General features: G+C 68.6%; 11 protein-coding genes. 8 read left to right on the top strand and 3 right to left on the bottom strand.

Annotated features, from left to right (window positions below; genetic code table 11):
* The first annotated feature begins 15 nt into the window (after positions 1-15).
* The 5 genes from ACFQO7_RS22345 (at position 16) to ACFQO7_RS22325 (ending at position 6,236) form a co-directional block, all read left to right on the top strand.
* On the top strand, positions 16-837 hold the full coding sequence (locus ACFQO7_RS22345) for a hypothetical protein (RefSeq protein ID WP_376808171.1): 822 nt from the start codon (positions 16-18) through the stop codon (positions 835-837).
* On the top strand, positions 834-1,253 hold the full coding sequence (locus ACFQO7_RS22340) for a hypothetical protein (protein WP_376808170.1): 420 nt from the start codon (positions 834-836) through the stop codon (positions 1,251-1,253). The genes ACFQO7_RS22345 and ACFQO7_RS22340 overlap by 4 nt, the downstream gene beginning before the upstream one ends.
* A 2-nt stretch (positions 1,254-1,255) precedes the next feature.
* Positions 1,256-2,146: a hypothetical protein gene (locus tag ACFQO7_RS22335; RefSeq protein WP_376808169.1), complete on the top strand. Its 891-nt coding sequence runs from the start codon at positions 1,256-1,258 to the stop codon at positions 2,144-2,146.
* A 97-nt stretch (positions 2,147-2,243) separates the two neighbouring features.
* A complete protein-coding gene (locus ACFQO7_RS22330) occupies positions 2,244-3,476 on the top strand; it encodes an OmpA family protein (protein WP_376808168.1) in 1,233 nt (410 codons plus the stop codon).
* Between the two features lie 15 nt (positions 3,477-3,491).
* Positions 3,492-6,236 carry an ATP-binding cassette domain-containing protein gene (locus tag ACFQO7_RS22325; RefSeq protein WP_376808167.1) on the top strand — a complete coding sequence of 915 codons (2,745 nt, stop codon included), beginning with the start codon at positions 3,492-3,494 and terminating at the stop codon, positions 6,234-6,236.
* A gap of 120 nt (positions 6,237-6,356) precedes the next feature.
* Here the strand turns inward: ACFQO7_RS22325 and ACFQO7_RS22320 are convergent, their stop codons facing one another.
* Genes ACFQO7_RS22320 through ACFQO7_RS22310 form a run of 3 tightly spaced genes read right to left on the bottom strand, consistent with a single transcriptional unit; the run spans position 6,357 to position 9,721 of the window.
* A complete protein-coding gene (locus ACFQO7_RS22320; protein ID WP_376808166.1) occupies positions 6,357-7,058 on the bottom strand; it encodes a hypothetical protein in 702 nt (233 codons plus the stop codon).
* Positions 7,055-7,969 (bottom strand): 5'-methylthioadenosine/S-adenosylhomocysteine nucleosidase family protein, encoded by a 915-nt coding sequence (locus tag ACFQO7_RS22315; RefSeq protein WP_376808165.1) that lies wholly within the window; start codon positions 7,967-7,969, stop codon positions 7,055-7,057. Before ACFQO7_RS22315 ends, ACFQO7_RS22320 begins: the two co-directional genes overlap by 4 nt.
* A gap of 15 nt (positions 7,970-7,984) precedes the next feature.
* Positions 7,985-9,721: a hypothetical protein gene (locus ACFQO7_RS22310; RefSeq protein ID WP_376808164.1), complete on the bottom strand. Its 1,737-nt coding sequence runs from the start codon at positions 9,719-9,721 to the stop codon at positions 7,985-7,987.
* Positions 9,722-9,842: 121 nt separating this feature from the next.
* Between ACFQO7_RS22310 and ACFQO7_RS22305 the strand changes: the two genes are divergently transcribed.
* From ACFQO7_RS22305 to ACFQO7_RS22295, 3 genes are all read left to right on the top strand, one after another.
* Entirely contained in the window at positions 9,843-10,538 is a 696-nt protein-coding gene (locus ACFQO7_RS22305) for an NrtR DNA-binding winged helix domain-containing protein (protein ID WP_376808163.1), read from the top strand.
* Positions 10,539-10,864: 326 nt separating this feature from the next.
* Positions 10,865-11,809, top strand: a complete 945-nt coding sequence (locus ACFQO7_RS22300; RefSeq protein ID WP_376808162.1) for a hypothetical protein — start codon at positions 10,865-10,867, stop codon at positions 11,807-11,809.
* Between the two features lie 699 nt (positions 11,810-12,508).
* Positions 12,509-18,550 (top strand): RHS repeat-associated core domain-containing protein, encoded by a 6,042-nt coding sequence (locus tag ACFQO7_RS22295; protein ID WP_376808161.1) that lies wholly within the window; start codon positions 12,509-12,511, stop codon positions 18,548-18,550.
* Positions 18,551-18,608 lie beyond the last annotated feature (58 nt).

Genomic DNA, 18,608 nt, shown 5'->3' with positions numbered 1-18,608 from the left:
GACGAGGTGGCGGCAATGGTGAGGATGTCGGCGGACGTCCGCTATCGCGAGTGGACCGGGCGACCGGCGCGACCGGTCCGGTACGGACTGTGGCAGCGCTGGGCTGACCGGCGCAATGGCCGCCGGGACGGTAAGTCCAGCCTGCCGCTCGTCGTGGCGGACGAGCCGGCCGAGCGCACCGACGAGTCGTCGCCGGTACTGGACGGGCGGGAACTCGCCACGGCGCCGTCGGCCGCGATGGTGCCGGCCGACGCGGTGACGCCGGTGAACACGCCGTACGTCGCCATGCTGGCCTGCCTGTTCGATGAGCTCGCCACACACGAGGCGATCGGCTGGGAGGACCGCGCTCAGCCGCTGCGCAGCAGGCTGGAGACCGCCCGGGAGCAGCTGGTCGATCTGCGCGCGCGGCTCGACGAGCACCAGCAGCGGTTGAAGGCCGCAGCCGAGCCGCTGGACGAGCAGGCGCAGCAGGTCCGCCGGGCCGTCGAGATCAAGAAGGATCGGCCGGCATACCTGTCCCGCGGCCGCCGCCTCGTCCAGCACGCCCGAGCCGCCGATGAGGCCGAGCAGCGCTACCTGGCCACGCTGGCGCAGTACCAGCGGCTGGCGGCCGAGGTCCTGGACCTGACCGAGCGGGTCGACGCCGAACGCCGGGTGGCCGCGGCCCGCGTACGGCGCGTACACGCACACGTGCTGCGCCGGGTCGCCGGCTACTGGCGCTATCTCATGCTCTTCCACGAGCAGGGCCGGGCCCTGAACACGCAGCTGCGCCCCGTCGGGCCACAGCTGCCGTCCTGGGTCCTCGGCCTCGACGACGATCAGAAGGGAACCGCATGAGGTGGTTCTGGCAGCGAGAAGATGAGGGGCCGGTCGCCGAGGAGCCCTTTCGGCCGGGGCGAGTCGACCACGGTCCGTTCCAGAACGACCTGCTGGCGACTGTCAATCGGCTGCTGCCGTCAGCGGTCGACGAAGCGACGCCGCACGTGCTGGACGGCCTGATCGACCGGTACACCGCGGTGCAGATGGCCCGGCTCGTCAAGCAGTGGGCCATATACCAGCACGAGCTGATGCCCGAGCTGATCGAGGCGCAGGCAGAGCTGGCGTACGAGACGGTCATGTACGAGGCCGACCAGCGCGACCTGATCGAGCGCAGGCACGCCCGCGACGCCGCCTACGCCCGGCTGACGGGCACCGAGGAGCTGCGCCCGCAGCCACTGACCGAGCCCGACGTTCCGCGACGACCCGAGGAGTGACAGTGCCGCCCTCTCCCAGCGACTTCGGCGGCAACGCCGAACCGCGCCTGCCTGCGTGGCGTACTCAGGTGGCGCCTCCGGCCTTGCCCACCGTGCCCGAACCGGACGCCGTGCTGCCGGACGTCCCGCGCCGCGACTTCGTCGACCCCGCGCTGGTCGCCGGCCGTTCGATCGGCGTCTGGGTGTACGTCCTCGCGCTGCTGCTCGCCGCGCTCGCCGACTTCGGGAACTTCTTCCAGATCATCCAGTTTGCGATGCCGAGCCAGCAGAACTGGCTGCTGTTCGTCATCGTGGTCGGGTTCACCGCTTGCGTGCTCTTCCTCGCGCACTGCGTGGGCGTCATCCTGCGCCTGCTGCGTGCTGGGGAGAACTGGATCCCGGCCTACTTCGCGGTGCTGGCTGCGGCTGCCTGGCTGCTGCTCGGTGGGGCGGGGCTCTACCTACGGCTGACCAATGCCGACCCGCAGGGCAGGACCGGCACGGTGGAGGTGGTCGGCCAGGGTGCCGCTGCGACGGCGGCCGAGACGGCCGGCCAGGCACCGGTTCTCGGCGCATCCCTCGTCTTCCTGGGGCTCTACATCGGCACCGGGCTCGTCGCGATGATCGGCGCCTACCTCACCCACCAGCCGGCCCACGCGGCGTTCGCCAAGTCCCGCAAAGAGCACGACAAGGCGGTCGCGGCCGCCGCGGAGGCGGCACGCTCGCTGGCCGAGGCGCGGGCGAACGTCGAGATGTGGCAGCGGCGCAGCGCCATCGCCGACGTGATCCGATGGGCCGACGAGGTCGAGCTGCTCAACGTGGGTGAGGAGCTGAAGAAACGGGCCCGTACGAGCATCGCCGAGCGCGCACAGGACGCCGCCCTCACCGAGGTCTACCTGCCCGAGGAGGCGTGAGCCCGTACCCGCCGATCTGCGGGCGGCCCACACGAGCCGTCCGCCAGGACCTTTCCCACCAGATCGCCACACCACCCTTCCCCGCAGAGGAGCTTTGATGCCGTCCCGTTCCCGCCCGCGTTCCCGCTCGTACCGCCGCCGGCGCGGTGGCGGCTCTCCCCGCCGGGTCCTGCTCGCCGCGGCAGCGGTGGTCCTGCTGGCGTCCGCCGTCGGCGGCTACCTGTATCTCCAGCGCGAGGACGCCGACCTGGGGATCTGCCCGTCGCAGCCAGGCCCGCTGACCTTCGCGCTCGGCGCGCGCGCCAACATGCCGTCGCCCGAGCTGCCCGCGGCGCTATCGAGCCTGGTCTCCTCGGCCGCCGAAGCCGAGCAGCCGCTGGTCGTCTACCGGGTTGACGGCGACCCCTCACCGGCGGTGCAGGAGCGCTTCTCCACCACCACCAAGGCCGCGGGTCCGCTCGCGGAGGAGATCAAGACCTTCACCGCCGACGTGCTCGCGGCGATGGGGGAGATCAGATCGGTGCAGGCGGAAGCCGACCCGCTCAAGGCGCTGCGGCTGGCCGCGCGGGCCACGCCCGCTGGCGGGACCGTCGTGCTCTTCGACTCGGGCCTGCAGACCACGGCCCCGCTCGACTTCCGGGGCGAGGGGATGCTGGAGGCCGATCCCACCGAGGTGGTGGCCTCGCTCGTGGCCAAGCAGGCCATCCCCGAACTCGCCGGCCGCCGGGTGATCCTGATGGGACTCGGTGACGTGGCCGCTCCGCAGGACCAGCTCGATCCGGCGATGCGCAACACCGTGCTGGAGATATGGCGGGCCATCGCGCGGGCGGGCGGTGCGCCGTGCGTCGACACGCTGACCGACCCGCCGCACGCGAACACGGCGCTGACGGGGGTCCGGCCGGTGAGCCTGGTGAAGATCCCGAAGCCGCCGCTCCCGCCGGTGGGCTGCGGCGAGCAGCGCCTGTCCAACGGCGGCGACGTCGGCTTCCTACCCGGCACCGCCGAGCTGCGCGATCCCCCGGCGGCTCGGCGCTTCCTGAAGTCCTACGCCGACAGGTTCCGCGCCGTCACCGGCGAGCCCTACATCGAGCTGCTCGGCACGACTGCGCGCTGGAACACCAAGGAGGAGCAGCAGAGGACCGGCAAGGACCGGGCAGAGGTGGTCAAGAAGATCCTGATCGAGTACGGGGTGCCCGCGGCCTCGATCACGACCGAGGGAGTCGGCTCCTACTCGAAGTACTACCGTCCCGACAAGGGCCCCGAGGGGCCGCTGGACCCGGCGCCGGCCGCCTTCAACCGGTCCATCATCGCCCGGATCGTCTGCCCGTAGCCGATGGCCGACTCGATGAGAACTGTGTTCTACGGCCCGTTTGCCAGGTTCGCCGACTGGTATCACGGGTGGCGTGACGGCCTGGCCGGGCTGCCCGAGAAGCCTGCACGGTCGGCGGCAAAGGCGCCCCGGACCGCCACCACCGCGCACCGCGAATTCCTGATCCGCATGGCACAGGACGCGTTCGAGTGCGAGCGGTTGACCCTGGAGTCCGCGCGGCTGCGGTCCGGACGCGAGCTCGCGGCCGCGCGGATCCGGCTGCTGCGCGCGGACGCCGACGTGGCACAGGCCGAACTTGCCCTGGCCACGGCCTCGGCACCACTGACCGACGCCGAGGCCGCCGAGCGCCGGACGGTCGAGGCGGGCCGGCCGAAAGAGTTCGTACGGGCCCGCCGCGAGCGCGACCGGCTGCGCCGGATCAAGCCGTTCGAGCAGCGCCGGCGCAGGGCACAGGGCGACCGTGACGCCGCCGAGGCGGCCTTGGCGGCGGCCGGTCACGAGGCGCGACGGCACGAAGTGGTCGCCCGGTCCCGCGTGGTGCGCATTCAGGAGCACGCCCAGCGCCGCATCGCCGCGTACCGGCGTCGGCTGGCTCGGTCCCACCCCGACGGCCCCTGGGTCAACCACGTGCTCGGGGTGCTGGAGCCGCATATCCCGGGGTGGGCCAACACCGGCATCGAAGGCGGCGACGCCGACCGGCCATGGCTGGAGCAGCACCGCGCGATCGACGATCCACCCGTGGTGTCGGCGCGATCGGTCATCCCGCTCGGCGATCGGACCGTGTTCGGCTCGGCGCAGGCCGACGACGTCGAGTACGTTGACTTCTACTACGCTGACCCGCGGCACTTCGCGCTGGAGCGGGCGGGGCAGAAGTTCCGGCTGGTCGTCTTCGCCCAGGCGCACGGCCCGTGGATCGACCAGGAGCAGATCACCCACGCCTGGTTGGAGCCGGGCGACCACTTCGACTTCGGTGGCTACCGTTACCAGATCTCGGCCGACGGTGCCAAGCTTGAACGGTTCGTCCCCGGCGAGTGCAAGCTGGTGGTGTACAACGTGTCCGCGCAGACGGGCGACACCGTCCGCCTCACCGACATGAACCTCGTCCAGCGGGCGGGCACCGTGCTGGCGATCCTCGGTCCGTCGGGCGCGGGCAAGACCTCGCTTTTCTACGCCCTGATGAAGGAGCTGGGCATCACCGAGCGCGGTGAGCTGTTCTACGACCGCTTCAGCCTGCGCGATCAGGGCGACCAGGTGCGCGAGAAGCTCGGCTTCGTACCGCAGGACGACCACCTGCATCGCACGCTCACCGTCGCCAAGTTGCTGCGTTACTCCGACCGGCTGCGTCGGCCGAAGGCATCCCGGCAGGACCGCGAGAAGCGGATCATGGATGTGTGCCGCCAGCTCGACGTGGTGCACCGGATGAACCAGCTCGTCGGGACGCTGTCGGGCGGGCAGCGCAAGAGGGTCTCGATCGCGTTGGAGCGGCTCGCCGAGCCGGAGCTGCTCATGCTCGACGAGCCCACCTCCGGCCTGGACGCGGGCATGGACCGCGAGGTCATGAAGATGCTGGAGGAGTACGCCGCGGAGAAGGAGGGGCGACTGGTCATCGTCATCACACACACCACGCAGTACCTCAACCACGCCCGGCAGTTGCTCGTGCTGGCTACCCAGGGCCGGCCGGTCTACTCCGGTCCGCCTGACCGGATGCTGGCCGACCTGGGTATGGACAGCTACGCCGACCTGATGCAGAAGCTGTCCAAGGACTCCGCCAAGGCCGACGTCGACGTGCTGGCGCAGCGCTACGCGCAAGGCCCCGCCGCGGACGAGGCGCGGCAGGAGGTGGAACGGATCAAGGCTGAGGCCACGACCTCGGCCACCCGCCGGCTGCGGCAGCGCTTCGGGCCGCTCAAGCGATTCCCGCGCCAGCTCCCGGTGCTCATCCAGCGCCAAGTCGCCCTGGTCGTGGCCCGCGGCTCGACCAAGAACCGTAGCGAGCGCGGGTGGCGCGACCGGATCACCACCCCGCTCGTGGCGGGGCTGCCGCTGCTGGTCGCGGTCGGCGGTGCGCTGGTCGCGGCCGCCGTGGCCAAGGACGATGGGCTCGGGCCGGGCCGCTCGGCACTGGGCACGTTGAGCCTGCTGATCACTCTTTGCATGCTGTCCGGCCAGGCGCTGACATACAGCGACATCGTGTCGGAGTTCCACGTCATCAAGCGCGAGCACCGCACCGGGGCGGTGACGGCGGCCGTCGTGGTGGCCAAGTGGCTGGTGTTCGCGGTGGCCGCGATCGCGCAGGCCGCCATCATCACCGCCATCTTCGTAGGCCTCAAACCCGGCCCTACCGCGTCGCACACGTTTCCGCCGACGGTGGAGCTGTTCGTGAACCTCGCCGCGACCACCGTCGCCGCGATGACTCTCGGTATGCTGATCTCGGTGCTCGCCAACAAGATCGAGCAGGCGGTCAACTGGAACACGTTCGTCGCGATCGGCCAGATCGCGCTCAACGGCGCCGCCGCCGACCTGTCCGACGGCGGGCCGGCCGGATTCTTCGCCGCGCTACTGCCCACCCGGTGGGGCTTGGCCGCCACCGCGTCTTCGATGGACCTGCGGACCGGCAGCCCGGCGGCGCCTCCGGACGCGCTGTGGCGACACACCACCGATCAGTGGGTGGCGGACCTCAGCTGGCTAGGCGGCTTGACCGCCGTGTTCTTCGTGCTGACCGTGGTGTGGCTGAGCCGTCGGCTCAACCGGCCCGACTGACCGCCCGGGCTTGGCCGACGACCTGCGGACCTACTCGGCGGTGCGTGGGCCGTCGGCCTCAGCCACCCGGCGTCGACGCCCTGGGAACGAAGCGCTCCTGACATCGCTCCCGGCGCAGTCTCAGCAGTTGTCGGTTCTGCTGCGCGGAGCAGCATGCAGGCGGGTGAGCCGTCCGGTCGACGGCTCCGACCGTTCCCAGGCCGTGTTGAACAGGCGCAACGCATGATCGTATAACGTGCTCGGGTTGCGGAAGACCATGCAGGGTGAGCGACGGCCATGTTGGTGTGCCGCGTATGGAGTCAGGTAGGCGACGCGGTCGGTCACGATGACCCGGGCCACTTGGGGAAGGTCGTAGAGTTTGAGCCGGATCCGTTCATGCCTTTCCGCGATCTGTTCGACATAGCGGATGTTGTTGCGCACCTGGTCCTGAAGCACACCACCGCGGAAGGCGGGGTCGATGCGGCACACCTCCCGCTCCCGTTGATCGAGCCAGCTGCCTGACGGCCGTGGATCAGGCAACAGCACCTCGACGAATTCCAGCCGCCCGGTGGCGTCGAGCCATACCGGGCGGAACGACTCGCGGGTCAGTTCGTTCCCTCGACCGGCCATGACTTTGATCCACCGGGCCTGTGCGAGGTCGGCGGCGAGGTCTGTGGTCGCGAGCGTCTGGTGGTCGTAGGCGCGTTCGATCCCGATGCCGGTCAACGCGGAGAGTTGTCGGGTCAGCCAGCGCCGGCCCTGCCGGGTGACCAGCCACCCGCACACGACGGCGATGGCGGAGGCGACGAGCGAACTGACGACCCCCAGCATGAAGTCGTTCACTGTTTTCCCGCCGTCTCGGCAATCCACTTCATCAGCGTCGGGAGGAGTTCCCTGAGGGTGTGGGCGGCGTTGTGAGCCGCGAGGTCGTGCCGGCTGTCGTCTTTGGCCGGGTCGGCGTGGTCGGAGATGCCGCGGATGACCATCCAGCCCTTCGGCCCGTCCGGATGCTGGTCGTCTTCGTATGAGGCCTGAGCGAGGGCGGCGCCCTCGGTCTCCACAGCCAAGGTCTTGTCGTTGACGGTGTGCAGGTAGTCGCGGATGGTGCTGTTCGCGTCTCGGATGACCGACTCGCCGGAGCCGATAGGGCCGGGCCGTGCGATGTATCCAGCGGTGTCCGGTGGAGAGAACCGGGCGGGTTCGCCGTGCTCGGCGAAGAAGTCGTTGATGGCGTTCTGCACCCAGTGCGGAACCTTGTTGACGTTGGCCCGTCGTCTGGTCTCTCCGGGATCCTCGCGGCGAGAGTCGTAGTGGATGATCTGGTTCGCCACGGCGACGTCGCCGATTTCCAAGTCCGGGTGGATGCCGCCGGCGATGCCGACGATGACGACTATGCGAGGGCGGTAGCGGTGGCGCATCGCCTGGTAGGCGGTGGCTGTCGACTGCTGGCCGCGGTCGGACTGCTGCAGGGACACCAGTCTCGCACTGCCCCCGGGGTAGCCGACGGTGAACTCGTGGAACGTGCGGCCGTCGTGGCGGGCTTCGCGATGGTCGGTGCTGCCGGCGGCCAGTGTGCCGATCGCGCCCGCCTCGGCGGCCACCACGGTGAGCACGCCGACGTCCCATCGCTCGGTCACTTCCTCGGCGGCGCTCGTGGGTGAGTAGTGAACCCGTGCGCCGGCGCCGACCGCGGTCCCGGTGATGGTCATCTGTCCGGGACCGAAATTCTGAATACCGTTGTTGTGATTGGTCATGGGACCCTCCATGGGTCAGCCGGCCGCGGGTGCGGGGGTGGTGGTGACGATCGCGTTCTGGCCGACGGCCGTGCCGGTCATCGACATGTCTCCGTGGTTGATCACGCCGTTGTTGAGGATCGCCGTTGCGCGCTGCCTGAACTCTGAGGTGTCGACACGCTTGCTCTTCAAAAAATGGATCATGGAGGAGAGCAGTCGCCGTTCGATGACCTGGGCGTGCTTGTGGATGTCGGCCAGCTGAAAGAAGTTCGTGTCGGCGTCGGCATTCGCCGGGGCAGGTGCATCGCGCTCATGCGGCTGCTGTGAGGCATCCTCCCGCGTGCTGAACCGGGCGCCGATGTCGGACCCGCGCCGAGACTTGGTGGTGCGGTCCACCCCCGCTCTGCGTGCTCTCACGCCGAGTCCCAGCTCGTTCCCCAGCTGGCAGACGTGGCCAAGTACCTTGGGCAGCTGGGCGAGGTCCCGCCCGACGGCTCGGCGGATGGCGCCCGGGCCGGTCGCGCCGATGACGTCAATCGATTGATACGTGGACTTGGTGGGCGTCAGCGCGTACGTGGAGAACTCGATGTAGAGCGTCTTGCCCTGCAGGGAGGTGTGCACGAAAACCGTGGTGACCACCTCTCCACCCCAGGAGTCGACCTGGCATGCCAGATGGTGGCGGGCGGCGTCACTCGGATTGGCCATGATTTGCCTCGTGGCCTCGGTGGTCGGGCGTTCCAGCACCTCGCGATAGTCGTCGACGTAGGCGCCGTTGAGCATGATCCGGTCGCCGACGTCGAGTCCCGGCAGCCGGATCTCGGGATCGGCTTCGTCTGCCAGTGCGCGGAGTCGCTCGTGGAGGTGTGCGACGAGTTCGTGCGTCCTGAAGGGCGGAACGGAGAACTCGCGCTCCTTCAGCGTCGCGGGATGAAAGACCGTGGTCGGATCCTCGGCCTCCAGTAACGGTTGGGCGAAGGACCAGGACCGCCGATGGATGCGCTGTCCGCTGCCGATGAATGGATCGAAACCGGAGTAGACCGTGAACGTGTGCGACTCCTGCCATGCGATGATGCGCTGGCGGGTGCTGCTGGGTTGCTGGTTCACGGCTTCCTCGTCGTGCAGCTGGTTCAGTGCTCGCTGCCGACGGGCGGCGGCAGCGGACACGGCCGCCACGAGCGCTGCGGAGAACAGTGCGGTGTCGAGCGGACCTCCACGAAGGGGCCATTCACCCACCCCGCTGGAGCCTCGAAGAGACAGGCCGAGCAGCCCGAGCCCGCCGATTGCCAGGCAGCCGGCCATCACCAAGCCCAGCGCCTTGAAGCGATACTGGACCTGTCGCAGTTCATGTTCGGTCTTGCGTTGGACGAAGTACGCGTAGAGCTGTCGCGTGACGCCGTACAGCGCCTGGGTCGTGCGCCACGCACCGAGTGTTCCGATCAACACGGCTCCGCTGAGAGGCGCCCACCACAGAACGACCAAGGCCAGGGCGCATATGGCCAGGTGCAGGCACAGGTCGATGCGCCAGGCGCGCCAGCCGTGTACCAACACGGGGGTCAGCCGGAATCCGAACGACGGCGCCACTCGCCGACGGTTGTCGTTGTGCACTTCGTGCAGCACTCTGCGTCGGAAGTCGGCGTCGAGGTACATGCCCGCACAAAGATGCCGGGTCGCGGCCCGGTAGTCCCGGATCTCCTCGTCGGTGCGCCTGGAACTGGCGCGCGTGCTGCGTTGTCGTGGAACTCTGCCGTTCGTGTTGCCTCCATTGCCGTCCATGAGGGGTCTCCAACTTCGTCGTCATGCGGGGGTATATTGTCGAGGTGACAAGAAGTCGTGAAGCTAGGACGCTAACCGAAGGACGTAAATATGTCAATACCTCGATCAAGGGAGCGTTAGGATGGCCGTCCAGCGACTGCCTACGTTGTTTCAGATAGCCGTCGACCTGGTGATACTGACCATTCGTGATGATCGGCTGCACGTGCTGCAAGTCGTGCGGGGCAAGGATCCGTTCCTCGGTGGCAGGGCGCTGCCGGGTGGATTCGTGCGTCTGCCGGAAGGTCTCGAAGCGACGGCACTACGGGAACTGACGGAGGAGACCGGCCTCGATGGTTCGACGCTGCATCTGGAGCAGTTGCGCACCTACATCGCAGCGGATCGGGATCCCCGTGGCCCGGTGGCGTCGGTGGCGTATCTCGCCATCGCTCCAAACCTGCCGACTCCGGTCGCGGGCACGGACGCTGCCCGGGCACATTGGGAACCCCTCGACGACGCTGGACGTACGGCAGATCCCCTCGCCTTCGACCACGACCAGATCCTTGTCGATGGCCTGGAGCGAGCGCGCGCGAAACTCGAGTTCACACCCGTCGCTGCCGCGTTCTGTGGCAGCACTTTCACCATGACTGAACTGCGCCGGGTTTATGAGATCGTCTGGGGTGTGCCACTGGATCCGCCGAACTTTCATCGGAAGATCACCGGTACGTCGGGCTTCGTCGTGGAGACCGATGCCCATCGGGCTCTCGGTGCGGGCAGGCCGGCTCGGCTGTACCGGCGAGGCACTGCGAAATCGCTGCATCCGCCGCTGTTAAGACCGTAGGCCGGCCGCCAACGTCTACGACGAGCCGGTCCGCACCTGCCCGACCAGGCGTCCGTCCGGCATGACGTGCGTGGACGGTTGGTCCGCCCTCGGGGCAGGGGTCGTCGCGCGTTGAGCGGCGGTGGCGGGCCATGCAGACTCCTGGCCGAACCGGACCTCAGCCGCCCTCATCCGGGCGATGCGAGCCGAACACTCATGATCGACTTGTCCGCTGACAAGGGGCGACCCAGCCCGCAGTTCCATGGCGTCATCATCTACTGGACCCGCAACAAGAGGGACGACGAAAACCGTCGCGGATACGGCCACGTCGACGGAGGGAGACGGCTGTGAATGAGCAGTTCACCCTAGAGGTGCAGCTGAACGTGGAACACACGGCCGGCTCCTTCGGCGAGATCGCCTACCGCTGGTTCGACGACGTGTCAGCCCGGGTGGCAGCCGAGGCGCGGGCAGCGGTGGCGCCTTTTACCGCCACCGTCGGCCGGCCGCCGACGCCCTTCGGTCCGCTGGGCGAGCCCGGCACGATCTTCGGTGTCGTGCAGTGCACGCGGATGAAGACGGCGTTCGAGTCCACGACGACCGAGCGCAACGCTTCGGCGGCGGGCATGCGGTGGCTGCGTACGCAGCTCGCCGACATGCCGGCCCAGGCGTCGATGTGGTTCGGCCGGTTGGACGAGCACGGCCACCGGTCGGGACGGCTGCTCTACCTCCGCGCGCGCCGGCTGGCGGACTCGCCGGACTGGCTTCGGCTGGAAGCCTATTTGGACGAGCCGGAGTTCACCGACCCTGTGCGCGGACAAGATCGCCAGCAGCGCTACCTCGAAGCCGCCTGGCCGTTCGCCGACGAGTTCGACCCGGGCTTCGGCGACATCGACTACACGTTCAACGGCGAGACCACCTTCGAGACCTCGTTGCGCAGCCCGGAACGCCCCCGTCCATGGTGGGACCACACCAGCTCGGTGAACCACTGCCGCGAGTTCCTGCGGGGCTATTCGTGGTTGACGATCCTGCCGAAAGAACTCGCCGCGGTCGTGGGCGGAGCCGGCGCGCTGACCGCATCCGGCGCCTTCGGCCAGGTCCGGCAGTTGCGCCACGGCGGGTTGTGGCTGCTCGCCACCGACGACTACCGCGACTACGACCAGGCCGCGGTGGAACGCGTGTTCCGGGCACTGGCGCCCGCGTTGCGTGCGGGCACCCCGACGCAGTGGCCGCGCAAGAGCGGCGAGTCGCCGCAGCGCCAGGTGTTCCGCGATGCCGCCAGGACCGGCTCCTGACCGGTCCGGTTCGGCTGCTCCCGAAATCGCGTTTCGTCCGCTGACCGGCGGCTACTGCACCGGCCGGCGGTGGCGTCGGCTCTGCACCGTCGGTCTGGCGCGCTTGCGGATGGCGACGCCGCGAAAGGATCCGCGCCGGTGACGGCGTCCGGCTATGAGTCATGTCATAGATGAATTTTCCTGTGGGCCGCGAATCGGGTACCCGCTCACGGTGTGTGATCTCCGGTGGAGATCGGCCCGCCTCCATCGACGTCGATCGCATCGTGAGTCCCGTCTGGCCTTTGGGAGGAACCGCACGGGACAGCGAGTGTCGAGGCTGTGTCGTAACGTGCCCGTCCAAGTGCTCTTGGAACCGCACATGCCGGACTGTCCTCATGCTCTCCTCGGTGGTGTTCAGAAGTGTTCGCTTCCCGTGTCCTGTCCCGCCTGGCCCGCGCCCGAGTCGTCCCGCATCTGTCGGCGGCGTTGTCGGTGGCGCTGGTGGCGGGGTTCGTCCATGTCCCCCCGGCGGCGGCGGCTGAACGCGCCGCGCCCAGGACTCAAGCGCAGGCGGCGCCCGCGAGAGGCAGCGGCTTGGCGTCGGAGAAGCCCAAGCCGGACCCGTCTGCGAACCGAACGCTGACCCGCCCCGATACGGTCCGGTGGCCATCTGCGGGCACGGTCGAGACGGAGGTCTCGGCCGCCGCCGTCCCCATTCTGGTGGGCGGACTGCCGATCGCCGTCGCATCCACCCCGCGGGCGGGCAACGAGCGGGCGACGGGGGCGACCCCCACGGTCAGGCGGGTCTCGGTGCAGGTCGTCGACCGCGTCGCAGCCTCGCGATCGGGCGTCGACGGACCGATGTTCACCCTGCGCCGCGTCGACGGCGAGGCGGCCGGGGGACGGGTCAAGCTCACCACCCGCTACGGGCAGTTCGCTCATGCTTATGGTGGCGATTGGGGATCCCGCCTGCGCGTCGTCGCGATGCCGGCCTGTGCGCTGACGGCACCGGACAAGCCGGAGTGCCGCAAGCCGGCCGAGGTGCGTTCGATCAACAACCAGGTGGAGCAGACGGTCTCCGCCGAGGTCGACCTGGCAGCCACCGGCGCGGCGGTGTTCGCCCTGACAGCCGGTGATTCTTCGACCAAGGGCGATTACAAGGCAACCAAGCTCGCGCTGTCCTCGTCGTGGGAGACGGCGCTCAGCTCCGGGGGGTTCTCGTGGAGTTACCCCATCCGCAGCCCGGAGACTCCGGGAGGGCTAGGCCCGCAGGTGGCCCTGTCGTACTCCTCACAGGCCGTCGACGGTCGCACGTCGGCCACCAACAATCAGGGTTCCTGGATCGGCGAGGGCTTCGCCTATGAGCCCGGCTACATCGAGCGGCGTTACAAGCCCTGCTCGGATGACGGGCACACCGGCTCCGGGGACAGGTGCTGGGCGTCGTACAACGGCTCGATCGTGCTGTCGGGCCGTTCCGGTGATCTTGTGAAGATCGACAACGACACGTGGAAGCTGTCCAACGATGACGGCTCCAAGGTTCAGCGCATGGTGGGCACCGTCAATGGCGACGACAACGGCGAGTACTGGAAGGTCACGTCGACGGACGGCACCCAGTACTTTTTCGGGCTGGGTCGGCTGCCCGGGTGGAGCGCCGGCAAGGAGCAGACGGAGTCGACGTGGACGGCGCCCGTCTACGGTGACGACTCAGGTGAGCCGTGCTATCAGGCGACCGGCTTCGACGACTCGTACTGTGACCAGGCGTGGCGGTGGAATCTCGACTACGTGGTCGATCCCCGCGGCAACGTGATCTCCTACTTCTATGACCGGGAGACGAACCACTTCGCCCGTGGTGGCCGCACCGACGTCGACGGCGCCGCCTACCACCGGGGTGGATACCTCGCCCGCATCGACTACGGACAGCGCGCCGGCCAGGTCTACGCGACCGACGCTCCGGCCCGGGTGGTCTTCAGCACCGCGGAGCGCTGCCTGCCCGGTGGCGGCGTCGACTGCGACCCGCAGGACTTGACCGAGGCGACCGCCGCGTCCTGGCCCGATGTTCCCGAGGACCTGATCTGCCCGGCGGACACCCACTGCGAGCACACCCAAGGGTCGGCGACGTTCTTCACCCGTAAGCGCCTGACCAAGATCCAAACCGAACTCCGCAATGCGACCGGTTGGTCCCCCGTCGAGTCGTGGGCGCTGGAGCACGAGTTCAAGGCCAATGACGACGCGTCGCGAACTCTCTGGCTCAAAAAGATCACTCACGTGGGGCACTGGGGTGGCGCCACCGTCACCATGCCGGCGACGCAGCTCGACGGCATCCAGCTGCCGAACCGCATCGTCCGCGACGGCGACAATCTCGGGCCGCTCATCCGCTACCGCCTGTCGACGGTCAAGACCGACTCGGGCGCGCAGATGACGATCAACTACGCCGACGTGGACTGCGACAAGAGCGCGTTGCCGACGCCGGGCAGCTCCACCAAGCGCTGTTTCCCGGTGAAGTGGAACCCGCTCGGTGGTGATGACGACGACGAGGTCACGGACTGGTTCCACAAGTACGTCGTCGACTCCGTGGTCGAGGACGACCTGGTCGGCGGCAATGATGACATGGTCACGGCCTTCGAGTACGTGGGTGACGCAGCGTGGCGCAAGAGCGAGCCGGACGGCATCACCAAGACCGAGGACCTGACGTGGGCCGACTGGCGGGGCTACCAGCAGGTCACCGTCCGCACGGGCAACGGCCAGAGCATGCCCGGGCGGGTCGAGCACTTCTTTCTGCGAGGCATGTCCGGCGGCAAGGTGGCAGACGGGAGCCGGCCCACGGTCACCCGCTCCGACTCGACGGGGACCAGCTACACCGACCACGACCAGTGGTCCGGCCATGAGCTGGAAACGATCCTTTACAACGGACCCGACATCGTCTCGAAGACGATCAAGCAGCCCTGGCGTCGCATCACCCACACCCGCACCGAGAGCTGGGGGACCCAGGAGTCGGCGATGATACGCGCCGATGTGGCCCGCACGCTCACGGCGATGCCCGACGACGCGCAGGGCAACGCCGTCTGGCGGGAGACCAGGACGAATACCGAGTTCGACCCCACGTGGGGCCGGACCGTCGAGGTGGAGGACCTCGGCGACGTCGCCGAGGACGACGACGACAAATGCACCCACACCTGGTACGTCGACAATCCCGACACCTACATGTACTCGCTCGGTGCGCGAGTGCGGACGGTGGCCGACGACTGCGGCGTCACCAACCCCGACCTCACCACCAAGCTGCTGTCGGACACCCGGACGAGTTATGACCTCCACGCCTGGGGGCAGCCGCCCGTCGAAGGATCGCCGACTCGGGTGGAACAGCTGGACCACTTCGACGGCGCCAATGTCGTCTACCTCACCGTCAGCGAGACGACCAGCCTCGACGACTACGGCAGAGACCTGTCCGTCAAGGACGCGCGGGCGATCGAGGAGGGACGCCCCTACGCGACGCTGACCGAGTACACGGAGACATTCGGGCTCACCACCCAGGTCAAGGTCACCAACGCGGCGGACCACGTGACGACCACGACGATGGACCCGGCCTTCAACCAGGTGACGGCGACCGTGGATCCGAACCTCAGGCGCACCGATCTCGGCTACGACGCGCTGGGGCGGCTGACGGGCGTGTGGCTGCCCGATCGGGACAAGTCACAGGGCGCGACCCCGAACGTCAAATACACGTACTCCGTTCGCGCGGACAAGACGAGCGTGATCACGACTGAGCGCATCAACAACGACGGCAGCTACCGCGCCAGCCACGAGCTGTACGACGGCATGCTGCGCGTCAGGCAGACCCAGATGCCCGGGGTCGGCGGATGGCTGCTGAGCGACACCTACCACGACGGTCACGGCCGGGCGTACAAGAACAACGCCGCCTACCTGGCGGTGGGAACCCCGGGTGACGTGCCGATCGTGACGCCGGAAGGCTCCGTCAACGGGCAGACCACGCTGACCTTCGACGACGCCGGCCGCCAGATCGTCGAGACGTTCTCGGTTGCGGGCGACGCCCGTTGGGTCACCACCACCTCCTACGACGGCAACCGGGTGAGTGTCGATCCGCCCGCCGGAGACACGCCCACCACCACCGTCACGGATGCCCGTGGCCAGATGACCGAGCTGCACGAGTACGAGGGTGCCAGCCCCACGGGCGCCGCTGACGTGACCCACTACACGTACACCGCGGCGGGCTCGATCGACACGGTCACCGACCCGCTGGGCAACCGCTGGAACTTCGACTACAACCAGCGCAACCAGAAGATCCTCGCGCAGGACCCGGACTCCGGCGACACCCGGTACACATACAACGCCTCCGGCGATGTGAAATCCACGACCGATGCGCGTAACGAGAAGGTCTCGCACAAGTACGACGCGCTCGGCCGCAAAGTCGAGACCTGGCGCGGCGACGTCGGCACCGGCACGAAGCTGTCCTCCTGGACATACGACACCCTGACCGGTGCCAAGGGTCAGCTGCACTACAGCCAGCGCTTCGTGGACGGGCAGACCTACACCACGGTCAACGCCACGCTCGACGTGCTGTATCGGCCGTTGAAAGTGCGGTACACGTTTCCCGCCGGCGGCGTCGGGTCGCTGCTCGGCAAGTCCTACGAGTTCACCACCGCCTACAACGTCGACGGCACGGTGCAGTCGGCGGGCATGCCCGAAGCCGGAGGGCTGGCGGCGGAGGCCGTGACGACCACGTACGACAGCCTGCTGCGCCCCACCAGCCTGACCGGCACGACCAGCTACGTGACGTCCGTGTCCTACGGCAACATCGGTGAACTCCTGCAGGCTGAGTTGCACGACGGCGGCACCGGCAAGAAGGCCTGGCTGACCTATGAGTACGAGCGCGGCACGGCCCGGGTCACCCGCGCCCGGGTCGACCGCCAGAGCATCGCCACCGTGGACAGAGACGCCCGCTATGGATACGACGCCGCCGGCAACATCCTGACCATCGCCGACACCCCGAGTGGCGGCCAGGCGGACATCCAGTGCTTCACCTACGACGGCCTGCGCCGCCTGACCAGGGCATGGTCGCATGACGGCACGGCGGGCCAGTGCGCCGACGGCGTGGCGGCGACCGGCGTGAGCGGCCCGGCTCGCTACCACGAGTCGTGGTCGTTCGACAAGGTCGGCAACCGCGACGTCGAGACCATCCACTCGACGAGCGGTGGCACCGACACCGTCCGCGACTACACCCTGCCTGCTCAGGGCGGCAGCCGGCCACACAGCCTCACCCGGGTGGACGAGACCGGCCCCAACGGGAACAGGACCTACACCTACGGCTACGACCCGGCCGGCAATACGACCTGCCGGCCCAACACGACCGCGACCAACGACTGCACCTCGCCGACACCGTCCGGTGAGCAGATCCTGACCTGGGACGCCGAGGGCCATCTGGCCAGCAGCAAGCCGAACGGGGGGCAGGCCACGACCTACGTCTACGACGCGGGTGGCAGCCGCATCGCCCGCAAGGAGCCGGGTGGCAAGACCACCATCTACCTGCCCGGCATGGAGCTCACGCTCAACGGCAGCGTGGTGACCGGCACCCGGTACTACTCCTTCGGCGACAAGGCCGTCGCGCTGCGGAACGCGTCCGGCGTCTCCTACCAGGTGGCCGATCACCACGGAACGGCGGCGTGCACCATCAACGCGGCTACCGGCGCCATCACCTGGCGGCGGACGACGCCGTACGGCGGTGGCCGCGGAACACCCCCGGGGTCCTGGCCGGATCAGAAGGGATTCGTCGGTGGCACCAAGGACGCCACAGGGCTGACCCACCTGGGCGCCCGCGAGTACGACCCCGTCATCGGCAGGTTCGTCAGCGTCGACCCGGTCGCCGACTTCATGGATCCGCAGCAGTTGCAGGGATACGTGTACGGCACGAACAACCCGGTGACCTTCTCCGACCCGTCCGGCTTGAAGCCGAGCGGCAAGAACCGCAACTCCCGGAAGACGGTTTCCGGGCACGATGCGACCGTGCTCGCCTACGGCATGCTCATCTGGGTGTTCTTCCTGTTCCAGGGCATCCGCGGTGAGGTCACCGTCGACATCAAGGGCACGAAGAACTACCAGAAGAACACCATTCCAGGAGCCTCCGGCAATACTCCTGGAAACCCCGGCGAAGCAGACATCATCTTCTGGGGTGAGGACATTATCTATGTCTGGGAGGTCAAGCCCGGCAACGGGTACGGGCGGACGGAGGGTCCCGTCGACCTGGCCCGTTACATCAAGCACCTCCAGGCGGATCCGAGAGCCAAGGGCCGCATCGTGCTCCCCGGCCCGCAACTTCCCACGATTCCCCTCATCCCCTCCAGCGAGGGAACGATGCGGGCGTGGACCGAGAACGGGGCGCCCGGAATGATCTTCTACGGGCGGGCGCCCATTCCGAAGGCGCCGAAGAACCCGCCGCCGCCGGTGACCGCCCCCACGCCCGTGCCGCGCCCGCTACCCACTCCGGTGCCGGGTCCGCTGCCGATCGAGGTGCGGGTGCCGGTCACCAGCCCGGTGACTCCCGGCTACGGCGTCACGCCGTCGCCGAATCCGTGGGGTCCGTACGGCACACCGCTGCCGGCCTGCCAGGGCTGGCTGGCCTGTCATCACACGGAGTTGATGATGCTGGCGCCCGTCGCCGTGCCCCTGGTGGCGGCTGTGGTCCTCACGGCTCCGGCCTGGTTCGCCGCGGGTGCAGCCGGTGCCGGGGTGGGCTCGCTGGCGTTCGCGTGATCGCGGGCGGCTGACCTGGCGACGTGCGGGGAGCGGCCGTGAGCCCCACCGGGCTCAC

This window comes from Catellatospora aurea (assembly GCF_042663325.1).
Lineage (GTDB): Bacteria > Actinomycetota > Actinomycetes > Mycobacteriales > Micromonosporaceae > Catellatospora > Catellatospora aurea.
The sequence above is the reverse complement of the archived record's forward strand: the minus strand, read 5'-3'. Positions and strand labels throughout refer to the sequence as shown.